Below are 21606 nucleotides of genomic sequence, written 5' to 3' on the forward strand. Positions count from 1 at the left end.
GTATATAAATCTTCTTGCTTACAGAACTGTGAATCATGACATGAATATAGCGTTTAAAACCGCAGACGCTATCACAGTTGGCGGATCCCCTGGCGATCGGGTATAAGTAAAACAACGAGTTAACACCACGAAAGAAACGAGGTGGAGAATGTTAGAACATGTATGCCAGCTTGCACGGAACGCGGGCGATGCCATTATGCAGGTCTACGATGGAATCAAACCGATGGAGATTACCAGCAAGCAGGATGATTCTCCGGTCACGGCGGCGGATATCGCCGCGCATACGGTGATCCTCGAGGGATTATTGGCGCTGACGCCGGATATTCCCGTTCTGTCTGAAGAAGCACCTCCTGGCTGGGATGTCCGCCAGCACTGGCAGCGCTACTGGCTGGTAGACCCGCTGGACGGTACCAAAGAGTTTATTAAGCGTAACGGTGAATTCACCGTCAATATTGCGCTGATCGAGAACGGAAAGCCGGTACTGGGCGTGGTTTACGCCCCGGTAATGAAAGTAATGTACAGCGCGGCAGAAGGTAAAGCGTGGAAAGAAGAGTGCGGCGTGCGCAAACAAATCCAGGTTCGTGATGCGCGTCCGCCGCTGGTGGTGATTAGCCGCTCGCATACCGACAATGAGTTAAAAGAATATCTGCAACAGTTGGGTGAGCACCAGACCACCTCGATTGGTTCCTCGCTGAAGTTCTGCCTGGTGGCGGAAGGGCACGCACAGCTGTACCCGCGTTTTGGGCCCACTAACGTATGGGATACCGCCGCAGGCCACGCGGTTGCCGCCGCAGCCGGAGCGCACGTTCACGACTGGCAGGGGAAACCTCTGGACTACACCCCACGTGAATCGTTCCTCAACCCCGGCTTCCGCGTTTCTATTTACTGAGTAATTTGTGCAGCAGGGCAATCACCTGCTGCACCTCTTCCATTCTTTTCATTCTGATAGGGCAGCGAACTGGCAGCCAGGATCGGCGGTGAAAGCGTCATGATTAACTGCCCATGCCAGACATCGAAGGCCGCCACGGCATTGCGTTTTAAAAAGGCATTTACCGCAGGCTGCGGGCCAGGTGAATTCGCGCAATTGACGAAAAAGAGGCGCGTTTTGATATATCTCTGTTAGCGGTGTCTGCAGCATATTCCCTACTGCAACGGGCAAACGACGACAAGGATACACGTCGGCATTGGGCATGATGGTGATTAACCCTGCTCCTGCCTGGCAGCGATAAGGTGCGGATTCATGATGCTGAAATTGTAACGCGCGCAGCATTGAGATTTCAGTTTTGCTCTGAGGTTTTAAAAAACGATGCATAAAACTGGGACGTTCTATTTTCTTTTTAATCTGTGCCGCAAATTGAAAGAAATCCTGAGTTTCTGCTTGATCCAAAATGTCGGGTATGTTGTCGCGACAAGGGATCAGACGATCGAACCATAGACGGTCTACCGCATAGCGTCTGGCCATATTTGCAACAGTGGCAAAACTTCTGATGTTTTTTTTGTGTGCCGTAAAAGACCAGAGCACACGTCGGCCTTCAGCTTTTAACCGTTTTGTTGTCTCCAGTACGCGAGAGAAATTGCCAGTGCCGCGGATTTCGTCATGGATGCTGCTATCTCCGTCCACGCTTAACTGAATAAAAGCCAGGCGTATTGGGGCGATAAGTTTTAAACGCGTTTCGGTGAGTAGCGTCCCGTTTGTGAGGATGGCGATGTTCGGGCGCTGCAGATGCTCATCCAGAAACTGAAGTAATTTGATGAAGTCTGGATGAGCGAAGGGTTCACCGCCAGTTAGCGTGAGCAAAAAAGGTAAGGGCGAGGGCCCCGCCAGTTGCTGGTGGAAATGCAATATTTGCTCGGCTATTTCCTTGAGTTCAGCGAGCGAATTGCGTTTCCCCTCATACCCGGGTTGATAACAATGCTGACAGCGTAAATTGCAGCTATCCGTGATGTGCCACTGGACTGTTAAATGTTGGGGACGAAAATTCGCTACCATTTTTGATTAATCACCGCCGCATCCACCACATCCACTTCCTCCGCAGCTACTACCGCTACAACTACTGCCGCTACAGCTACTTCCGCCACAACCACTGCTACCGCTAGTGTCGTGAATAAAACTGTTATTATCATAATCTGAAGCTGCAACCTGTGCGGTATAAAGACCCGTGATAGCAGCGCTGCCGATAAGCACTTTACTTAACCATTCCTGCTGCAGATTTTTGTTCGTGACGTTTAATAACGTGTCATGATAAAGCCGAATGTACTCTTGTCCACAGGGGGTAAGAGTGACGGCATTCATATTTATTCTGCTGGCAAATACGACAGGGACAACAACAAATATGGTTAAGATGAGATAGCCAATATTAGCGTGTCCTGTATTCATGGCAATTATGAGTTTATATAAACCAAGTGCTATTAGTGATAATAAACATATTCTATGTCTCTTTATTATTTTATGTTTATCTTTTTTACTATAAACCAAACACATGCTCTCTGCTTTTTTAAGATGACTTTCATCTTTCCCAGTGAACACTTTGTTTATCCTGAATAAGCTCTTTGGCTTCCTGAAGTATGCAAGTATGTGTCTTTCATAGATCATGGTGTTCGTTTTTTTCTTTTTAGTTATTTGATAATGTTGATCATTTTTTCTGATAATGTAGCCTTCATCAAGCAGTGGTCCCATCACCATGTTGGTGATCCCCATTGTGGGATCTTTTAGCCATGCGATAAAAAATGGGTCTTCATTGACATTTAAGGATTGGGATTGTTTTTTATGTAAACTTTTCTTATATAAAATAAGAAAATATCGCGATGTTATGATTATTGTGTAATAGAAAAGTAAAAAGTGACCGCCACTCAGTGAAATAATTGGGTTAGCTCCCAGACTCCATGTCATGATGATTAATCCTTAGTGATTTAATGCTGTTTGTTGGTCAGGGTTATATCACGCAGTTTCTTTCTCCGCCAGTTATTGGCGGAGAAAGAGGAATAAAGGACAGTATGTATGAAATTTATTTATTGTGAGAGCAATTTGTGCAGCAGGGCAATCACCTGCTGCACCTCTTCCTGCGTTAATGCGCCATCTTTTGCCCACTGCACGCGTCCGTCCTTGTCGAGTACGACAATTGCTGAACTCTCTTCATCAAGTTGCCAGGCTTTACGCGCAATGCCATTGCTGTCGACAATGAATTGCGACCACGGGTAGAGCTTCTTATTACTCTCCAGACTGCTGCGCACAAACATTCCGGAGCCTGGGATGGCGTCATCGGTGTTGACGATCGTAGTGGTCTGGTATTTATCGTGCGGTAAATTGGCCGCTTTGATGGCCTCGATCAACGTAGCATTTTTCTCTTTGGCGGAGGTGCGCCCGGCGATGTGCTGCACAATACGGACTTTGCCGGGCAGTTGCGCGCTATTCCAGCTTTTGTAGCTAAACTTATCATTATCGAGAATCAGTTCGCCGCGATCGGCGATCCCCACCGGTGGTACGCGTTGGTCAGTCTCAAACTTATGTGCGGAGGCAATCATCGGCAGCAGCAGAAACGACAGCGCCAACAGTTTTCGTAAGGTCATGGATTTTCCTTTTTCTTTGTTTGCAGGTGATCCGACCACTTGGGTCTGGAATTTAATCATATGTGCGATTGCTGCTTTTTCCCGCAAGCGCGATGCCAGTTTGCGGACGGGCGCACAAATCCTGCGAAAAATGAAGGCTTATACTGAAGACAACGAAGCGTTGAAAAGATAATTCTGAATAATTGTAACTTGAAGGTAAATAAACTTATACACGCTGGAAACATCAACGAGATAGTCTATAGTCATAGGGCATTAAAATTTGCGCCTGAGGATTGTCGGACCGATTGTGGTACCGCTAAGGCGTAATGCTCAGCAGGAGACAACAATGAAAATTTTCCAACGATACAACCCGCTGCAGGTGGCGAAGTACGTGAAGATCCTGTTTCGTGGACGGTTATATATCAAGGATGTAGGCGCTTTTGAATTTGATAAGGGTAAGATTCTTATCCCAAAAGTGAAGGACAAACTGCATTTTTCCGTGATGTCCGAAGTTAACCGTCAGGTCTTGCGTCTGCAAACTGAGATGGCTTGATCAAATTGCTATGCGGTAGTTAAAAAAACGGCTCCTGGATGGGAGCCGTTGATGTTTTTGTCAGGCGTTAAGACGCCTTTGCCTCTTCTTTTGCATCCGGCAGCTTTGGTACCAGAACGGTAGGTTTGCTGTCCAGTCGCGTTACCAACAACTGATCGATCTTGTAGTTATCGATATCCACCACTTCAAATTTGTAGCCAGAATACTTCACCGAGTCGGTGCGTTTCGGGATTTTACGCAGCATGAACATCATAAAGCCGCCGATGGTTTCATAGTTGCCGGACTGCGGAAACTCGTCGATATCCAGTACGCGCATAACGTCATCAATCGGCGTACCGCCATCAACTAACCATGAGTTTTCATCACGCGCCACAATCTGCTCTTCCAGACCCTGGCCAACTAAATCGCCCATCAGCGTGGTCATCACGTCATTGAGCGTGATAATTCCCACCACCAGCGCGTACTCGTTCATGATGACGGCAAAATCTTCGCCTGCGGTTTTGAAGCTTTCCAGCGCTTCCGAGAGCGTCAATGTATCCGGAACAATCAACGTATTGCGAATCTGTACGCCGCTGTTCAGCGCCATGCTTTGATTCGCCAGTACGCGGTTGAGGAGATCCTTTGAATCAACATAGCCAATGATGTGGTCGATATCTTCGTTACACACCAGGAACTTGGAGTGCGGATGTTCCGCCACCTTGTTCTTCAGGCTTTGCTCATCTTCGTGGAGATCGAACCAGATAATATTCTCGCGGGAGGTCATAGAAGACGGTACGGTACGCGATTCCAGTTCGAACACGTTTTCAATCAGCTCATGTTCCTGCTTACGCAAAACACCTGCCAGCGCACCGGCTTCGACCACGGCGTAAATGTCGTCCGAAGTGATATCGTCTTTACGCACCATCGGGATCTTAAACAGGCGGAAAATGTTATTTGCCAGACCGTTGAAGAACCACACCAGCGGGCGGAAGACCAGCAGGCAGAAGCGCATCGGGTTGATGATACGCAAAGCCACAGCTTCTGGCGCAATCATACCGATGCGTTTCGGGGTTAAATCCGCGAACAGGATGAACAGGCCAGTAACCAGCGAGAACGACAGAATAAAGCTTAACTGCTCGGACAGCTCTGGGGCGAAGTATTTTGAGAACAGGCTGTGAAAAGCCGGGGAGAATGCCGCATCACCGACTATACCGCCGAGAATAGCGACCGCGTTAAGGCCGATTTGCACGACGGTAAAAAACATGCCGGGGTTTTCCTGCATCTTCAAAACACGCTGTGCGTTCACGCTGCCTTCATCGGCAAGCAGTTTAAGTTTGATTTTGCGTGATGCAGCAAGCGAGATCTCTGATATCGAGAAAAACGCACTCACGGCGATCAGGCAGAGAATGACTAAAATACTGTTTAACATATCTTATCCGACCGTTAAGGCCAGATCCTCGGAAGGGATAAATTGATAAATCCGTGTGAAATACACATTGAAAACCGGTCCGAAGGGAGTGGACCGGTAATTTCAGAAGCTAGTATAGCGTAAGGTACTGTAAAGTCGCCAGAGGAGCTTTTTTGGCCTTATCCTGCGGCGTTAAGCCTGCGCACCATCTGCATCTCTTTTTCGCTATAAGGCGAACCATCCGACTTCAGCACATCGTGGAACCATAGCTGCGCCGTCGTCTCGTTCCGCGGGATATCCGGCCACGGTAACCAGGTTTGCGTTTTCCCCTGTACCAGCCCCCAGTGAAAGCTGGAAACGCGCTGGGCGCGAAATAGCGGCAGCTGTTCTTCTATTCGGCTATCGACATGGCGTGCCAGCCACTCGGTACAAAAAAGCGGCCTGCCAAATTCGGCCAACTGTGACAGAAGAGACAGCTGGCCAGGGGTATCGACATAGGCATGGTAGCTAATCACATCGGAAAGTCGCAGAGCCGCTATATCAACAGGATGCGTAAACGCACTCCCGCACGCCGCGCGATCGTCAATATGCCAGGCTGCTACGGTCAACGGTTGAGAGGGTGACTCCTGTCGGGCCCAGTTAAACAGATGGGTCATCAGGGTTAAGGCGTAGATTTCCAGCCTGTCATCATAGCGGGCAAATTCGCCAGTATGACAAAAAATCCCGCCGTTGCCTGGCTCATTATATAAATCCCAGACGCTGATGCGCGAGTCATGGCGAAAGTAACGGATGACATCTCTCACGTAAGCTTCAATTTGCGGCCAACAGCGTCGATCCAGCACGCAGGCGCGCCCAGGGCTACCCGCCGCCTGGCTGTTGTGAATGCCGGGAACCGGCGGTTTTTGCTGACCGATAACGGGCTCATCACCAGAAAAAGCGCAGTCGTCGAGCAGCGTCAGCATCACTTTTATACCGTGGCTATGGGCAATGCTCAGGAAGAGGTCGATGCGCCCGAGAAGGCCGTCACGGTCATGCTGCCAGACGGTAAACGGTAAATTTGTTCGTAGCTGGTTATAACCATACAGGCTGGCCCAGCCGAGTTCCTGATCGATAGTGTTGCTATCGAAACTCTCTGCTTGCCACATTTCGAGCCAGTTAACCGCGGTGCGCGGTAAGTAATTAAAACCGCAGCCCCAGGGTTGCTGTTGATACCAGCTTTGCGCCCGTGCTTTGTTCCATGGGTTATACATGATGCGCTCCTTATTCTGCATCTGAGAGACTGACGCGCCCCATCGCACGTTGCGTAGCGCTGCCACCCCAAACTTCATCGTACTCGTAGCCAGTGAGTTGTTTGATCACCATCCGAGTTTCTTCATCGCAGTCGCGGTAGTTGCCACCCAGCTTGCGGCGGGCGATCTCTTTAAGCAGGACTTTGTGCGTTTCGCGGGTGAGTTTGAATTTGTAGGTGGTGTAGAAACTCACCGCCAGCAGTGCCGAGGTAGCAAAGATCATCAATCCGATTATGGCGTGAAGCGCGCTTGCTGGCTGTGCGCCGCTGCCTTTTATAAAGCCAGACTCTTCCAGCACCATGCCGATAAGCAAAATAGCGATTGCCACGGTACTTTTGCGGGTGAGTACCATAACACCTGCAAAAATCCCTTCTCGGCGCTGTTGGGTAACCATTTCGTCGATATCAGGAATAAAGCTGTAGATATTCCATGGGATATAGTAAAGACCGGAACGCGCCATACCGAGTAGAATAAATACCGCCGAGAACAGAATATTGGATACTTGGGTTTCAGTGTAATAAATAATAAATAAAAATAGTAGTACGCTAAATATACAGGTGTAAGAAAGACGTAGTGCCGCTGACGGGGTGATATTGAGTTTGTTCAGTAATAGCATAAATCCATAGGTGCCAAACACTGAAGCAATGGCGGCAATACTTAACCAGCCAGAAACGGAGGCTGCATCCTGGCTTAAACAATACACCACGTAATAGGTGAAAACCGAGCCGAATACATCCATGGCGGTAAATGAGAAAATATAAATAATGATATGCAGGCGAAATGCCCGAATGCGGAATGCCGAAAACAGATCGAGTACTAAATATTTAAGGTGATTCAGTAGACCGCTATTTCGTTGCAAGTCAGCCTGAAATGTCTCTTCCTGAACGTCTTTGGCTTCCCATGTACATCGCCAGGTTATAAACACGGCAAGACAGAACACGGCGGAAAAAATCAGCCCGGTTAGCGTATAGGTAAAGGGATTATCTTTGCCGGTGAACTGCATCAGGATGCCGGGTACCGAGACGGCAAGAAATCCGCCCAACTGCGAGCAGATCATGCGCACACCGGAGAGGCGACTGCGTTCTTCGTAGCGATTGGTCATCTCTGCGGCGAGGGTTTCCCACGGCACCAGCACCATCGCTGACAGCAGCTCAATTGACAGATAGGTTCCCAGGTAATACCAGTAACCCATGTCGGTCAGCCACAGCAGGGCATAGAGAAACATTAAAGGAGAACTAAGTAATAAAAAGAAGCGACGGCGGCCAAATCGTCGACCCAGCCACGTGTTGCCAAAGTTATCGGTGATGTAACCCATAATTGGACTGAGTACGGCATCAATTACGCGGGCAATAGCAAATATTGAGCCTGCTTCCAGCACGCTTAAACCGCAGTAGGTGGTATAAAAAAATAAAAGCCAGGTTCCGATAATGGCGAAAGCACCGCCGCCAAATAAATCAGTAATGCCATAGCCGATCGCTACACCATAACTGACTCTGCGTTCAGTTGGTTTGACCATAATATTTTCCAGTATGTAGGGTATTTGTACTCCGGTATTATCCGGCTGATGTTATTTAATTCTGTAGCGTTAGGTTAATTTTAATTATTAATGGTTATCCATTGTCGGGTTTTAGACGAATGATAAATAGCATCGACCATCGCCAGTGATTTGCGGGCGTCATTAATATTGATATATTCCGTTTGACCTCCATGAGTAATAGCATGATAAAACTGACGAATGGCCTGCTGGTGGCCCAGGCCCCAGTAACTTTTACTGTGACCGTCCGGAGAACCGTCGCAATCCAGCTTCAGGCGACGATCCGTTGTAACGCGCCAGAGGGTGTTATCCGTGAGCTGCAGCATGCCGTGTTCGCAATGAATCTCCAGCTGTAGCGGTGAATCGAGGGTGTTGCAGTTACTGGCATAAAACAGACCACGGGCGCCGTTGGCAAAGTGCAGAGTTGCCATCGCGCTGTCTTCGGCTTCGGTAACGTCTGCCAGTTCGCCGCTATCCACCACACCTTTTAAACGTGTCACACCGCCGGCGAACCACTGCATCAGATCGAGAGTGTGAATAGCCTGGTTGATCAGTAAACTGCCGCCTTCGCTGACAAAACGTCCACGCCACGGGCTTTCGCTGTAATACGCTTTAGAGCGTGACCAGGTCAAAACCGCTTTAATGCTTAACATTTTACCCAGCGTATTTTTCGCCAGTTCGTCGCGGATACGTAAGCTGGTTGGATTGAGTCGATTTTGATAACACACGCCCAGCAAGCCTTGGGCAGACGCCGCTGCGTTAGCGATGTCCGCAACTTCTGTGCAATTCAACCCCACCGGTTTTTCGCAAAACACATGTTTCCCGGCGGCAAGCGCGGCGGTAATCATGTTTTTGTGCTCGAAATGAGGTGTACAGATATGGACGACGTCGATGTCATTATCCAGCAGCATTTCACGGTAATTCTGGTAATAGCGGCAGTTATACGCCATGGCCTGTTGCAAACCGTTGGCACTATCAATATCGACCAGCGCACGCAGCGTGACCCCCGGCAAAAGCCGGAGGGCGTTAACGTGGCTGCGGTGAATCGCCCCCGCGCCGATGATGGCGGCATTGATTGTTGTCATGTCACCTCCGGTTATGTGCGGGCATTCGCCAGCATTTGCGCCTTCACGCACAGCTCTGCGGCTTTAAAGGCGTGGGCCTGAGTCATGGCGTTTTCCGTGCGATTCAGACAGTCGAGAATGAATTCACCGAAGAACGGGAAACCGACTTTTCCCGCGACCGGGAAACGAAATTCTCCTTCTTTATTCACCAGATACACCACGTCCTGTTCGCCCCGGGTGATATCCACATACTTGCGGATCTCAATGTAACCTTCGGTACCCAGTAACGTCAGGCGGCCATCCCCCCAGCTACTGAGCCCCTGCGGCGTGAACCAGTCGCAGCGGAAGTAGCCAGTTGCACCGTTGTCGCCCGCCAGCATGGCATCGCCAAAATCTTCAAACTGCGAGTACTGCGGATGATTAACGTTACGCACCTGGCTGGCGACGACGTGTGCCTCGCGGTTGCCGGTATAAAACAGGAATTGTTCGATTTGATGGCTACCGATGTCGCACAGAATGCCGCCAAAGTAGCGTTTGTCATAAAACCAGTCCGGGCGTCCGTCGCCTTCGCGATGCGGACCGGTACCCAGAGTTTGCATCACGCGCCCAATCGCCCCTTGCTGAATGAGCTGACCAGCAAAGACAGCGCTTTCAACGTGCAGACGCTCGCTGTAATAGACTGCGTATTTGTGTCCGGTTTTCGCCACCATCGCTTTGGCGTCTTCCAGTTGTGCAAGCGTGGTTAACGGAGCCTTGTCAGTGAAGTAGTCTTTCCCAGCCGCCATTACCTTTAGCCCCAGCGGACAACGCTCAGACGGAATAGCTGCCCCGGCAACCAGCCGGACCTCGCGATCGTTCAGGATAGTCTCGAGCGAATCGGCCACCTGCGCCTGGGGATAATGCTGCAAAAATTGATCGATTTTGTGCGGATCGGGATCGTAAACCCATTTCAGCGTGGCGCCTGCTTCAATCAACCCGTTGCACATGCCGTAGATATGGCCGTGGTCGAGCGTGGCGGCGGCAATGACAAACTCGCCAGGCTTCACGACCGGTTGAGGCTTCCCGATAGGGGCGTAGTTCATTCCATCTTGTTTGTTCATGGTTTAACTCCTGAATCTAAGTCTTTACCCAGAGGGATGGCGCCCACTTCCGTAAAATTGTTCACGGAGGCGGATTTCTCATAGAAATGCGGGGCGATTTCAATCAGGCCGCCGGTGCGATAAAACGCATCGGTGTGGTGGATGGGTAGCGTCACCACCGCGCGGGTGATGGCGGATTTATAGATAGCGGTGATCAGTTCCAGCGAACGTTTGCCCTGTTCGCCATCGACCAGCGGACGGGTTTGTCGTTCGATGGCGCTAAGCAGGTTGTCGATTTGCCCGGTATGCAGCGTCCATTGCAGCGCTGGCGTCGCGTGAAAAAGCGCATCCAGACGCTGTTCCAGTTCGCCGTTATTTTCCGGTTGCGGAAAGCCGTTGTCCGCCGACTGGCTGGCATGCACTTGCCACGGTGCAGAAATTCGCGCCTTTTCGCCCTGAATAACCATTTTCTGATCTTCACCGTGATGCACAACCGAGGCGGTCAACTGCGTCAGTGCCCCGTGTGGGTATTTGAAAATAGCCGCACTAAGATCCTCTACTTCGGCATTGTCGTGGGCGACGTTGGTCATCATTGCGACCACTTCGGCTGGGAAACCCAGTATCCATTGAATGGCATCAATGTGGTGCACCGCGTGATTCAGCGTGCAGCCGCCGCCTTCTTTCTGCCACGTGCCGCGCCACCACAAATCGTAATAGCAGTGTCCGCGCCACCAGAATGAATCCACCTGCGCATGGCAAATCTTGCCCGCCAGCCCGGAATCAACCACCGTTTTTAGACGCCAGAAGGCATCAGTAAAGCGATTTTGCGCGATGATCGATAAGGTCTTTCCGCTGCTCTTTTGCGCGGCGATCATGGCATCGCACTCTTCGAGCGAGGCGGCCATCGGCTTTTCGCACAGCACGTGTTTTCCGGCGTGCAGCGCATCAATGCTGATGGCTGCATGTACGTACGGCGGCGTACAGACATCGACCACATCCACCGCAATGCCCGCGTTCAGCATCGCCTGATGGCTGCGGAAGACTTGCGCTTCGCTCAGGCCATAGCGTGATTTCTTTTCCTCTGCTTTCTCCGGGTAGATATCGACCAACGCGACAATCCGACAACGATCCGCGAACTGTAAATAGCCCTGAATGTGGTTGTGGGAGATATTCCCGGTACCGACAATTGCAATGTTCAGCATGATTTTCTCCTGCGCGTTACCAGCTACCGGAAGCGTCCAGCGTGCGGCTAGCCATATTTTTTTCCACTGAAGAGGCGATACGTTCCTGTAACAGCTGGAAGTAACGTTGCTCGTCAATCGGCAGCTCTACCCAGTCATCTGTCCAGGTAGAGAGGTGCATCGCATTGGAAAGCGTCAGGCCGCGAATGCCTTCCAGACCGGGGGCGATCAGCGGCTCATCGTGTAGGATCGCGGCGGTAAAATTGCGGGTAATGACATAGTGCTCGCTGCATTCCGGTTCGGTAGGGATGGTCACTTCCCAGCATTCCGGCTCACCAAAACCGTTTTGCCAGCGGGCGTTGAAGTCGGTTTCGGATTCACGCAGTCGCCAGAAGCGCAGGCGACCTTCTTCTACCACCACCTTTCCCCTGCTGCCGACAATTTCGAGGCGGTTTGTGCCAGGCGTTTCGGCGACGGTGGTGATGAACACCCCGGTTGCGCCGTTGGCGTATTCTGCGTAGGCCGTGACGTCATCTTCGACTTCAATCTGACGATGCTTGCCAAACTGGCAAAAAGCGCGCAAGCGTACCGGCATGCCGACCAGCCATTGCCATAAATCGAGTTGGTGCGGGTCCTGATTCAGCAGCACGCCGCCGCCTTCACCTTTCCAGGTCGCGCGCCACCCGCCGGAGTTGTAATAGCTTTGTGAACGATACCAGTTGGTAATGATCCAGTTAGATCGACGCAGCTCGCCGAGTTCGCCGCTGTCGATCAGATCTTTGACTTTCTGATACAGCGGATTGGGGCGCTGGTTGTACATCATGCTGAACACCACATTGCATTCGCGCGCGCAGGCGTTCATCTCTTGTACCTGCGCGGTGTAGACCCCTGCGGGCTTCTCACATAGCGTATGAATACCAAGACGCATGGCCATCATCGATAAACCCGGATGGTCATAATGCGGCGTGGCGACGATCACGGCATCGATCAGCCCACTTTCCAGCATCTCTCGCGCATCGCTGAACAATCTCACCTCTTCGCCGACCAGCCGGCGGATCGCCGGATGTTTATCCGGATTGTTATCGCACACTGCGGCGAGCACGGCTTCTTGTACCGTTCCGGCCAGCAGGTAGCGTGCGTGGACGGTACCAATGTTGCCAACCCCAATAATGCCAAAGCGTATTTTTTTCATGTCGTGCCTTTTTCGTCAGAAATAAGGGATATGCGGAACATAAGAAACGCCTGGAATATCGACAATGTGATTTTGTGAGAACGGTTGCAGGATGAAAAAGAAGTTTGTTCAGTCATTGAAAAAGTGTTTTAGAGTCAATGAACTACGTTTGCAAAAAATTGCAAAGATTGATTGCGAGTGAGGTCACAGAATGTCTGGCAAGCTAAAAATGGACGAAATTGCTGCTCTGACGGGGTACTCGGTGAGTACGGTGTCGAGGGTGCTTAGCGGAAAGTCATACACCAGTGATAAAGCACGTGAGGCGATTGTCAGTTGCGCGCGCGGACTGGGGGTTCTGGACTCGTTGTCCAGCGGACGACTGTTGATCAACGGCATTGCTGTTTTCGCCCCGTTGCGCACCTTTACCGCTCGTGGCGATGCATTTTACCTCGAAGTGACGCGCGGTATTGCCGAGGCGATAGCGCCGCATGATGTCTACCTGAGTTACTGCGGACTGGATGAGCAGCGTGCGGACATCAAGGTCTTTCAGGAAAAGGCCAACAATAAGAATATTAATGCGATTATTCTTATCGGCATTGATGACCCAACTGTGCATAAACTGGCGCAACTGTTGGATAAACCCTGCGTGTTGATTAATTCTCAGGACAAAGAAGGGTTACTGGATGCGGTATCCCCTGATCATCGGGCGATTGGCAACCGTGCTGTGCAATATCTTTTTGATCAGGGGCACCGGCGTATTCTCCATGTCACCAGCCTGCGCCGGGAAACGATGTATTGGCGTCTGGAGGGCATCAAGGAGGTCTACCGACAGTATCAAATACCGTTTGATGCCGGGCGCGATCTGCTGGTAACGGAGGGCTTTTCTGAGGAGGAATCAGACCGGGCGATGGACAACTGGCTACGTGAGACGCCCCGTGAAGCGTGGCCGGAAGTTATTTTCTGCGCCGGGGCATCAATGTCGACGGGCATCAGGCGGGTACTGGAAAACATTGGCGTGGAGATACCCGGTGAGTTGTCGCTGATGACGACGGATGTTCAGGAACTGGACGCGCATATCGTTGCAGCAGTAACCAGTATCACTATTCCATGTCGGGCGTTGGGCGTGGAAGCGGTGCATTTGCTGCAGAACCGTCTTAATCGCCCCTCTGCGCCGGTGTTTAACCTGTTACTGAAAGGAAAAGTGACGGATCGAGGCACCGTGACCCACGCAACGCGCCATGCCGCGCGGGTGACGGTATCTCGTTAATCGAGGATTAACGTTCTGGCGGCAGGCAAACGCCTATTCCACCAATCCCACAGTATCCATGAGGGTTTTTGTACAAATACTGCTGGTGATCGTCCTCGGCATAGTAGAACGGGGTTGCGGTAGTGATTTCCGTGGTAATAGTGCGTTCATCGCCTGCGGCGGTCATTGCTGCCTGAAAACGCTCAAGGCTGGCCTGTGCCGCGGCGGTTTGCTCCGGCGTTAACGGGTAAATGGCGGAGCGATACTGCGTACCCTGGTCGTTCCCCTGACGCATGCCCTGCGCCGGATCGTGATTTTCCCAGAACACCTGCAGCAGTTGTTCGTAGCTGATAACATGCGGGTCATAGACGACGCGTACCGCTTCGGCGTGTCCGGTATCGCCGGAACAGACTTCCCGATAAGTTGGGTTTGGGGTGTAACCACCTGTGTATCCGGCTGCGGTGCTATATACGCCGGGTAATGACCAGAATAAACGTTCAACGCCCCAGAAGCATCCCATGGCGAAATAAGCTATCTCCATACCTTCGGGCACGTTGGTCATCGAATGTTGGTTAACCGCATGCAGCGTTGCCACTGGCATCGGGGTGTTGCGTCCAGGTAGGGCATCTGCTTGAGTAACAAGATGCTTTCTATCAAATAAACTCATGGCCGTTCTCCCGAAATCAGTCATTTGGGTTAAGGTTGTAACGAGACGCGTCTTTGCCCACAATAAACAGCGTGAATGCGTCTAGAGTTAAACATAAGAAATATTTGGGTTGTCGTCTGTTTTTCAACTCTTATTGTTGATTTTTTGTTAAGCCGAGGAACGGCATAGTATTTTTTTCCAGGGGTGGGAAAAAAGGATATTCAGGAGAAAATGTGCCACATATCCGTCAGTTATGTTGGGTTGGATTACTGTGCTTAAGTGGCTCCGCCGCCGCCGCGAATGTTCGCTTGCAGGTCGAAGGATTATCAGGACCGCTGGAGAAAAACGTCCGTGCGCAGCTGTCCACGATTCAAAGTGATGAAGTCACTCCAGACCGACGCTTTCGTGCGCGCGTTGATGATGCCATCCGCGAAGGGCTAAAAGCGCTGGGCTACTTTGAGCCAACCATTGATTTTGAACTGCGTCCGCCGCCGGCAAAAGGACGCCAGGTGCTGATTGCCAAAGTCACCCCTGGCGAGCCAGTGCTGATTGGCGGCACAGAAGTGATTCTACGCGGTGGCGCACGTACGGATAAAGATTACCTGGATCTGCTGAAAACACGCCCGGCAATCGGCACTGTGCTGAATCAGGGTGACTATGACAATTTCAAAAAGTCACTCACCAGCGTGGCGCTGCGCAAAGGCTATTTCGACAGTGAATTTAATAAAAGCCAGCTCGGGATAGCGCTTGAGCGCCGCCAGGCATTCTGGGATATCGATTACAACAGCGGCGAACGCTATCGCTTTGGGCATGTCACCTTTGAAGGCTCGCAAATTCGCGATGAGTATCTGCAAAATCTGGTGCCCTTTAAAGAGGGTGATGAGTATGAGTCGAAAGATCTGGGCGAACTGAACCGTCGTCTGTCGGCAACCGGATGGTTTAACTCCGTGGTCGTCGCGCCGGAATTTGATAAAGCCCGTAAAACCAAAGTGCTGCCGCTGAAAGGCGTGGTTTCGCCGCGCACCGAAAACACCATCGAAACCGGGGTTGGTTATTCAACTGACGTCGGACCCCGGTTGAAAACCTCGTGGAAAAAGCCGTGGATGAACTCCTACGGCCACAGCCTGACCACCAGCGCCAGCATCTCTGCGCCAGAGCAAGTTCTTGATTTCAGTTATAAAATGCCGCTATTAAAGAACCCTCTGGAACAGTATTACCTGGTGCAGGGGGGCTTTAAGCGTACCGATTTAAACGATACCGAGCAGGACTCCACGACGCTTGCGGTTTCCCGCTACTGGGATCTCTCCAGCGGCTGGCAACGCGCGATTAACCTGCGCTGGAGCCTCGACCACTTTACCCAGGGTAACGTCACCAACACCACCATGCTGCTTTATCCGGGCGTGATGATCAGCCGGACGCGCTCGCGTGGCGGTCTGATGCCCGTCTGGGGCGACTCCCAACGTTATTCCATCGATTACTCCAACACAGCCTGGGGCTCAGACGTTGATTTCTCCGTCTTCCAGGCGCAAAACGTGTGGATCCGTACGCTGTACGATCGTCATCGCTTTGTGATGCGCGGCAACCTCGGCTGGATTGAAACCGGTGACTTCGACAAAGTGCCGCCGGATCTGCGTTTCTTCGCTGGGGGCGATCGCAGCATTCGCGGCTACAAATACAAATCTATTTCGCCAGAAGGCAGCGACGGCAAGCTGAAAGGGGCTTCGAAGCTGGCGACCGGCTCGCTGGAATATCAATACAACGTGACCGGAAAATGGTGGGGCGCGATGTTTGTCGATAGCGGCGAAGCGGTTAGCGATATTCGCAAAAGCGATTTCAAAACCGGTGCCGGGGTCGGTGTTCGCTGGCAGTCGCCGGTCGGACCTATCAAGCTCGACTTTGCCGTCCCTGTCGGCGACAAAGATGAACATGGTTTACAGTTTTACATCGGTCTGGGGCCTGAATTATGAGTTTATGGAAGAAGATAAGCCTCGGCATACTGATTTTTATCCTGCTGCTGTCAGGCACAGTAGCGTTTCTCGTCGGCACCACCTCGGGCCTGCATTTGATCTTCAAAGCCGCGAATCGTTGGGTTCCGGGGCTTGAGATCGGTCAGGTCACCGGCGGCTGGCGGGATTTATCACTTAAAAATATCCGTTATGACCAGCCCGGCGTGGCAGTAAATGCTGGCGAAGTACATCTGGCCGTTGGGCTTAATTGCCTGTGGAATAGCAGTCTGTGCGTCAACGATCTGTCGCTGAAAAATATCAACGTAGCGATCGACAGCAAAAAAATGCCGCCATCAGCGCCGGTTGAGGAAGAAGAGAACGGTCCGCTTAACCTTTCCACGCCTTACCCAATCACGCTTTCACGCGTGGCACTTAACAACATCAATATTAAAATCGATGACACCAAGGCTTCCGTGCTGGACTTTACCTCTGGTCTGAACTGGCAGGAAAAAACGCTGACGTTGAAGCCAACGTCATTGCAGGGGCTGCTGATTGCCCTGCCTAAAGTGGCGGAAGTGGCGCAGGAAGAGGTCGTCGAACCAAAGATTCAAAACCCGCAGCCGGATGAAAAACCGCTCGGCGAAACGCTAAAAGATCTGTTCTCAAAGCCGGTGCTACCGGAAATGACCGATGTGCATCTGCCGCTCAATCTCAATATTGAAGAATTTCGCGGCGAGCAGTTGCGCGTCACCGGGGATACTGATCTCACGGTACATAACCTGTTGCTGAAAGTGAGCAGCATTGACGGCAACATGAAGCTGGATACGCTGGATATCGACTCGAATCAGGGATCGGTAAAAGCCAGCGGTACGGCGCAGCTCACCGACACATGGCCGGTCGATATTACGTTAAACAGCACGCTGAACATCGACCCGTTAAAAGGCGAAAAGGTGAAGCTGAAGGTCGGCGGCGCACTGCGTGACCAGTTGGAAGTCGGCGTAAATCTGTCTGGTCCGGTGGATATGGACCTACGGGCGCAAACGCGTCTGGCGGAAGCCGGGTTGCCGCTCAATCTGGAAGTGGTGAGTAAGCAAATATACTGGCCGTTTACCGGCGACAAGCAGTTCCAGGCTGATGACATCAAGCTCAAACTGACCGGCAAGATGACCGACTACACGTTGTCGATGCGTACCGCAGTGAAGGGGCAGGATATTCCTCCGGCTACCATCACGCTGGACGCTAAAGGTAACGAACTGCAGATCAATCTCGACAAACTCAGCGTTGCGGCGCTGGAAGGGAAAACCGAGCTGAAAGCGCTGGTGGACTGGCAGCAGGCGATCAGCTGGCGCGGGGAGTTAACGCTGGATGGCATCAACACCGCGAAAGCGATTCCAGACTGGCCGTCAAAACTGAATGGCCTGGTGAAAACGCGCGGCAGTCTGTACGGTGGAAGCTGGCAGATGGAGGTTCCGGAGCTGAAGCTGACCGGCAACGTGAAGCAGAACAAGGTCAATGTGAATGGTTCACTGAAGGGTAACAGTTACCTGCAGTGGACGATCCCGGGGCTGCATCTGGAACTGGGGCGCAACAGCGCGGATGTGAAAGGGGAACTGGGGGTCAAAGACCTCAATCTCGACGCGACGATTGATGCCCCGAGCCTGGATAACGCGCTGCCTGGACTGGGCGGTACGGCGAAAGGGCTGGTAAAAGTTCGCGGTACGGTTGAAGCGCCGCAGCTGCTGGCGGATATCACCGCTCGCGGTCTGCGCTGGCAAGAGCTTTCCGTCGCTCAGGTACGCGTCGAAGGCGATGTTAAATCGGCCGAGCAAATCGCCGGTAATCTCAATGTTCGCGTAGAGCGGATTGTACAACCTGACGTGAATATTGGCCTGGTGACGCTTAACGCCAAAGGCAGTGAAAAGCAGCATGAGCTGCAACTGCGCATTCAGGGTGAGCCGGTTTCCGGACAGCTTGATCTAGCGGGTAGCTTTGATCGTAAAGAACAGCGCTGGAAAGGGACGCTGAGCAATACGCGCTTCCAGACGCCGGTGGGTCCGTGGTCGTTGAACCGCCCTGTTGCGCTGGATTACCGTAATCAGGAACAGAAAATCAGCATTGGGCCGCACTGCTGGAACAACCCGAATGCGGAACTGTGCGTACCGCAAGCCATTGATGCCGGTGCAGAAGGGCGTGCGGTGGTGAACCTGAATCGCTTCGATCTGGCAATGCTGAAACCGTTTATGCCGGATGCAACCCAGGCCAGCGGTGTGTTCACTGGCAAAGCCGATGTGAGCTGGGACACCACCAAAGAAGGGCTGCCGCAGGGGCAAGTGACGCTGAATGGACGTAACGTGAAGGTCACGCAAAGCGTGAACGATGCATCGCTTCCGGTGGCGTTTGACACGCTGAATCTGACTGCTGACCTGCATAATAACCGTGCCGAGCTGGGCTGGCTGATTCGCCTGACCAACAACGGGCAGTTTGACGGCCAGGTACAGGTGACGGATCCGCAAGGACGCCGCAACCTGGGCGGTAACGTCAATATTCGCAACTTCAATCTGGCGATGGTGAACCCCATCTTCTCGCGCGGTGAAAAAGCGGCTGGGGTGATCAACGCCAACCTGCGACTGGGCGGTGATGTGCAAAGCCCACAACTGCTTGGACAACTGCAACTGAGCGGTCTGGATATCGACGGTAACTTTATGCCGTTCGACATGCAGCCAAGCCAGTTAGCCGTTAATTTCACCGGAACACGCTCCACGCTGGCGGGCGTGGTGCGCACGCAGCAGGGAGAAATTAACCTGAGCGGCGATGCCGATTGGAGTCAAATAGACAACTGGCGGGCGCGGGTCGCGGCTAAAGGCAGCAGGGTACGTATTACCGTGCCGCCGATGGTTCGCCTGGATGTCTCGCCGGACGTGGTCTTTGAAGCCACGCCGAGCCTGTTTACCCTGGATGGCAACGTAGATGTGCCATGGGCGCGTATCGTGGTACACGACCTGCCGGAGAGCGCGGTAGGGGTTTCCAGCGACATGGTCATGCTGAACAACAATCTGCAGCCGGAGAAACCGCAGACAGCCAGTATTCCGATTAACAGCAACCTGAACATCCACGTCGGTAACAACGTGCGTATTGACGCTTTTGGTCTGAAAGCGCGTCTGACGGGCGACCTGAAAGTGGTACAGGATAAGCAGGGGCTGGGGCTGAACGGACAAATTAATATTCCGAGCGGTCGCTTCCATGCCTATGGCCAGGATCTGATTGTGCGTAAGGGCGAGCTGTTGTTCTCCGGCCCGCCGGATCAGCCGTTGCTCAATATTGAAGCGATTCGTAACCCGGATGCCACCGAAGACGACGTGATCGCCGGTGTTCGCGTGACCGGCACTGCCGATGAACCGAAGGCGGAGATCTTCTCCGACCCGGCAATGTCGCAGCAAATGGCGCTTTCCTACCTACTTCGCGGACAAGGACTTGATAGCGAACAGAGTGACAGCGCGGCGATGACCTCAATGCTTATTGGTCTGGGGGTTGCACAAAGTGGTCAGGTTGTGGGTAAAATCGGGGAGACATTTGGCGTAAGCAATCTGGCACTGGACACGCAAGGGGTGGGCGATTCATCTCAGGTAGTTGTCAGCGGATACGTACTGCCAGGTCTGCAGGTGAAATATGGTGTGGGTATATTTGACTCCTTAGCGACACTCACGCTACGTTATCGTCTGATGCCTAAGCTATATCTGGAAGCAGTGTCTGGCGTAGATCAGGCACTTGATTTGCTCTATCAGTTCGAGTTTTAGCAATGCGAATATTTGTCTACGGCAGTTTACGAACCAAACAAGGCAACAGCCACTGGATGACCAATGCCCTGTTGCTGGGGAATTTCAGTATCGACAACTACCAGTTGTATAGCCTGGGCCACTATCCAGGCGCCGTTCCGGGAAAGGGAACAGTACACGGGGAAGTTTATCGTATTGATAACGCCACGCTGGCAGAGCTTGATGCTCTGCGTACCCGTGGCGGTGAATACGCACGCCAGTTAATTCAAACGCCGTACGGAAGTGCATGGATGTACGTGTACCAACGTCCGGTTGATGGCTTAACGCTGATTGAAAGCGGCAACTGGTTAGACAGAGACCAGTACTGATGTGAACACGCCACCTTCGGGTGGCGTTGTTTTTTGTGCCAATCGTACTCGCATCAGGGCATAAAAAAGCCCCGACATGCGGGGCTAAGCATCAAAAGTAAAACTTACTTTTTCGCGCGCTCGAAGGAAGCAACGATTTCAGCTTTAGCGGCTTCAGCGTTGTCCCAACCGTCAACTTTTACCCATTTGCCTGCTTCGAGGTCTTTGTAGTGCTCGAAGAAGTGGGTAATCTGCGCTTTCAGCAGTTCCGGCAGGTCGGTCACATCTTTGATGTGGTCGTATTCTTTGCTCAGCTTGGTGTGCGGTACCGCAACCAGTTTCGCATCTTCACCGGATTCGTCGGTCATTTTCAGTACGCCAACCGGACGGCAGCGGATCACTGAACCTGGTTCCAGCGGATACGGGGTCGGGACCAGAACGTCTACCGGGTCACCGTCCAGAGACAGGGTGTGGTTGATGTAACCGTAGTTGCACGGATAGAACATCGCGGTGGACATGAAGCGGTCAACGAACAGGGCGCCGCTCTCTTTGTCAACTTCGTATTTGATCGGATCTGCGTTGGCAGGGATCTCGATAACAACGTAGATATCTTCCGGCAGATCTTTACCGGCAGGGACGTTGAGTAAGCTCATGTCTGTTTCCTTTAAATATGCTATGGCAAACAAGTGGCGGGTATTATAGCCAACTCGCGCTGAATGTCTCCGCTTGTTTTCGCTTTATCTACGTGCATTTTCTTCTTTTTACCCCTCTCTGATGACAGAAAAATCCATATCTTCAGCCGCATTTTTCATAGCGAGATGAAAACGATTACAAAGTTGTGATT

At 52.0% G+C, this 21606-nt stretch carries 19 protein-coding genes; 7 read left to right on the forward strand and 12 right to left on the reverse strand.

Features of this window, described 5'->3' with window-relative positions; translation table 11 throughout:
- The first annotated feature begins 148 nt into the window (after window positions 1-148).
- Entirely contained in the window at window positions 149-889 is a 741-nt protein-coding gene (cysQ, locus tag ACU8YC_RS12870; RefSeq protein ID WP_187253616.1) for a 3'(2'),5'-bisphosphate nucleotidase CysQ, read from the forward strand.
- A 48-nt stretch (window positions 890-937) separates the two neighbouring features.
- Here cysQ and ACU8YC_RS12875 read toward each other — a convergent pair whose 3' ends face one another.
- From ACU8YC_RS12875 to ACU8YC_RS12885, 3 genes are all read right to left on the reverse strand, one after another.
- Complete coding sequence (locus ACU8YC_RS12875; RefSeq protein WP_087879117.1) at window positions 938-1990, reverse strand: radical SAM/SPASM domain-containing protein; 1053 nt, start codon at window positions 1988-1990, stop codon at window positions 938-940.
- Window positions 1991-1996: 6 nt separating this feature from the next.
- Window positions 1997-2890 (reverse strand): TIGR04222 domain-containing membrane protein, encoded by an 894-nt coding sequence (locus ACU8YC_RS12880; protein WP_446895410.1) that lies wholly within the window; start codon window positions 2888-2890, stop codon window positions 1997-1999.
- Window positions 2891-3009: 119 nt separating this feature from the next.
- A complete protein-coding gene (locus ACU8YC_RS12885; RefSeq protein WP_071696498.1) occupies window positions 3010-3567 on the reverse strand; it encodes a YtfJ family protein in 558 nt (185 codons plus the stop codon).
- Here ACU8YC_RS12885 and ACU8YC_RS12890 point away from each other — a divergent pair.
- Both ACU8YC_RS12890 and ACU8YC_RS12895 read left to right on the forward strand, forming a co-directional pair.
- Window positions 3566-3739 (forward strand): hypothetical protein, encoded by a 174-nt coding sequence (locus ACU8YC_RS12890; protein WP_187253619.1) that lies wholly within the window; start codon window positions 3566-3568, stop codon window positions 3737-3739. The two genes, ACU8YC_RS12885 and ACU8YC_RS12890, sit on opposite strands and share 2 nt — an antisense overlap.
- A gap of 153 nt (window positions 3740-3892) precedes the next feature.
- Window positions 3893-4099, forward strand: coding sequence for a DUF1107 domain-containing protein (locus ACU8YC_RS12895; protein ID WP_003025710.1), 207 nt, complete (start codon window positions 3893-3895; stop codon window positions 4097-4099).
- A gap of 67 nt (window positions 4100-4166) precedes the next feature.
- Here ACU8YC_RS12895 and ACU8YC_RS12900 read toward each other — a convergent pair whose 3' ends face one another.
- The 7 genes from ACU8YC_RS12900 to ACU8YC_RS12930 all read right to left on the reverse strand — a co-directional run bounded on the left by ACU8YC_RS12900 (window position 4167) and on the right by ACU8YC_RS12930 (window position 12825).
- Entirely contained in the window at window positions 4167-5507 is a 1341-nt protein-coding gene (locus tag ACU8YC_RS12900; RefSeq protein WP_151217392.1) for a hemolysin family protein, read from the reverse strand.
- 158 nt (window positions 5508-5665) lie between these two features.
- Window positions 5666-6736: a 1,4-beta-xylanase gene (locus tag ACU8YC_RS12905; RefSeq protein ID WP_446895411.1), complete on the reverse strand. Its 1071-nt coding sequence runs from the start codon at window positions 6734-6736 to the stop codon at window positions 5666-5668.
- Window positions 6737-6746: 10 nt separating this feature from the next.
- Window positions 6747-8291 carry an MFS transporter gene (locus ACU8YC_RS12910; RefSeq protein ID WP_414078303.1) on the reverse strand — a complete coding sequence of 515 codons (1545 nt, stop codon included), beginning with the start codon at window positions 8289-8291 and terminating at the stop codon, window positions 6747-6749.
- An 80-nt stretch (window positions 8292-8371) separates the two neighbouring features.
- Window positions 8372-9394: a Gfo/Idh/MocA family protein gene (locus ACU8YC_RS12915; RefSeq protein ID WP_151217397.1), complete on the reverse strand. Its 1023-nt coding sequence runs from the start codon at window positions 9392-9394 to the stop codon at window positions 8372-8374.
- 11 nt (window positions 9395-9405) lie between these two features.
- Window positions 9406-10473 (reverse strand): Gfo/Idh/MocA family protein, encoded by a 1068-nt coding sequence (locus tag ACU8YC_RS12920; RefSeq protein ID WP_446895412.1) that lies wholly within the window; start codon window positions 10471-10473, stop codon window positions 9406-9408.
- On the reverse strand, window positions 10470-11654 hold the full coding sequence (locus ACU8YC_RS12925) for a Gfo/Idh/MocA family protein (protein WP_151224477.1): 1185 nt from the start codon (window positions 11652-11654) through the stop codon (window positions 10470-10472). The genes ACU8YC_RS12920 and ACU8YC_RS12925 overlap by 4 nt, the downstream gene beginning before the upstream one ends.
- 16 nt (window positions 11655-11670) lie before the next feature.
- Window positions 11671-12825: a Gfo/Idh/MocA family protein gene (locus tag ACU8YC_RS12930; protein WP_187253623.1), complete on the reverse strand. Its 1155-nt coding sequence runs from the start codon at window positions 12823-12825 to the stop codon at window positions 11671-11673.
- 190 nt (window positions 12826-13015) lie between these two features.
- Here ACU8YC_RS12930 and ACU8YC_RS12935 point away from each other — a divergent pair, with 190 nt between their 5' ends.
- Window positions 13016-14071 (forward strand): LacI family DNA-binding transcriptional regulator, encoded by a 1056-nt coding sequence (locus ACU8YC_RS12935; protein ID WP_151224479.1) that lies wholly within the window; start codon window positions 13016-13018, stop codon window positions 14069-14071.
- Window positions 14072-14078: 7 nt separating this feature from the next.
- Here ACU8YC_RS12935 and msrA read toward each other — a convergent pair whose 3' ends face one another.
- Window positions 14079-14717, reverse strand: a complete 639-nt coding sequence (gene msrA, locus ACU8YC_RS12940; protein ID WP_187259198.1) for a peptide-methionine (S)-S-oxide reductase MsrA — start codon at window positions 14715-14717, stop codon at window positions 14079-14081.
- 212 nt (window positions 14718-14929) lie between these two features.
- Between msrA and tamA the strand changes: the two genes are divergently transcribed.
- From tamA to ACU8YC_RS12955, 3 genes are read left to right on the forward strand one after another with little or no spacing between them, the layout of a single operon-like run.
- Complete coding sequence (tamA, locus tag ACU8YC_RS12945) at window positions 14930-16663, forward strand: autotransporter assembly complex protein TamA (protein WP_151217409.1); 1734 nt, start codon at window positions 14930-14932, stop codon at window positions 16661-16663.
- Entirely contained in the window at window positions 16660-20436 is a 3777-nt protein-coding gene (tamB, locus tag ACU8YC_RS12950) for an autotransporter assembly complex protein TamB (protein ID WP_446895413.1), read from the forward strand. The genes tamA and tamB overlap by 4 nt, the downstream gene beginning before the upstream one ends.
- A 2-nt stretch (window positions 20437-20438) precedes the next feature.
- Window positions 20439-20783 carry a gamma-glutamylcyclotransferase family protein gene (locus ACU8YC_RS12955; protein WP_029139743.1) on the forward strand — a complete coding sequence of 115 codons (345 nt, stop codon included), beginning with the start codon at window positions 20439-20441 and terminating at the stop codon, window positions 20781-20783.
- A gap of 104 nt (window positions 20784-20887) precedes the next feature.
- On the opposite strand, the gene ppa is transcribed toward ACU8YC_RS12955, so the two are convergent.
- Window positions 20888-21415: an inorganic diphosphatase gene (gene ppa / locus ACU8YC_RS12960; RefSeq protein ID WP_003025726.1), complete on the reverse strand. Its 528-nt coding sequence runs from the start codon at window positions 21413-21415 to the stop codon at window positions 20888-20890.
- Window positions 21416-21606: the final 191 nt, after the last annotated feature.

The sequence above is a fragment of the Citrobacter sp. VF227 genome, from assembly GCF_052950715.1.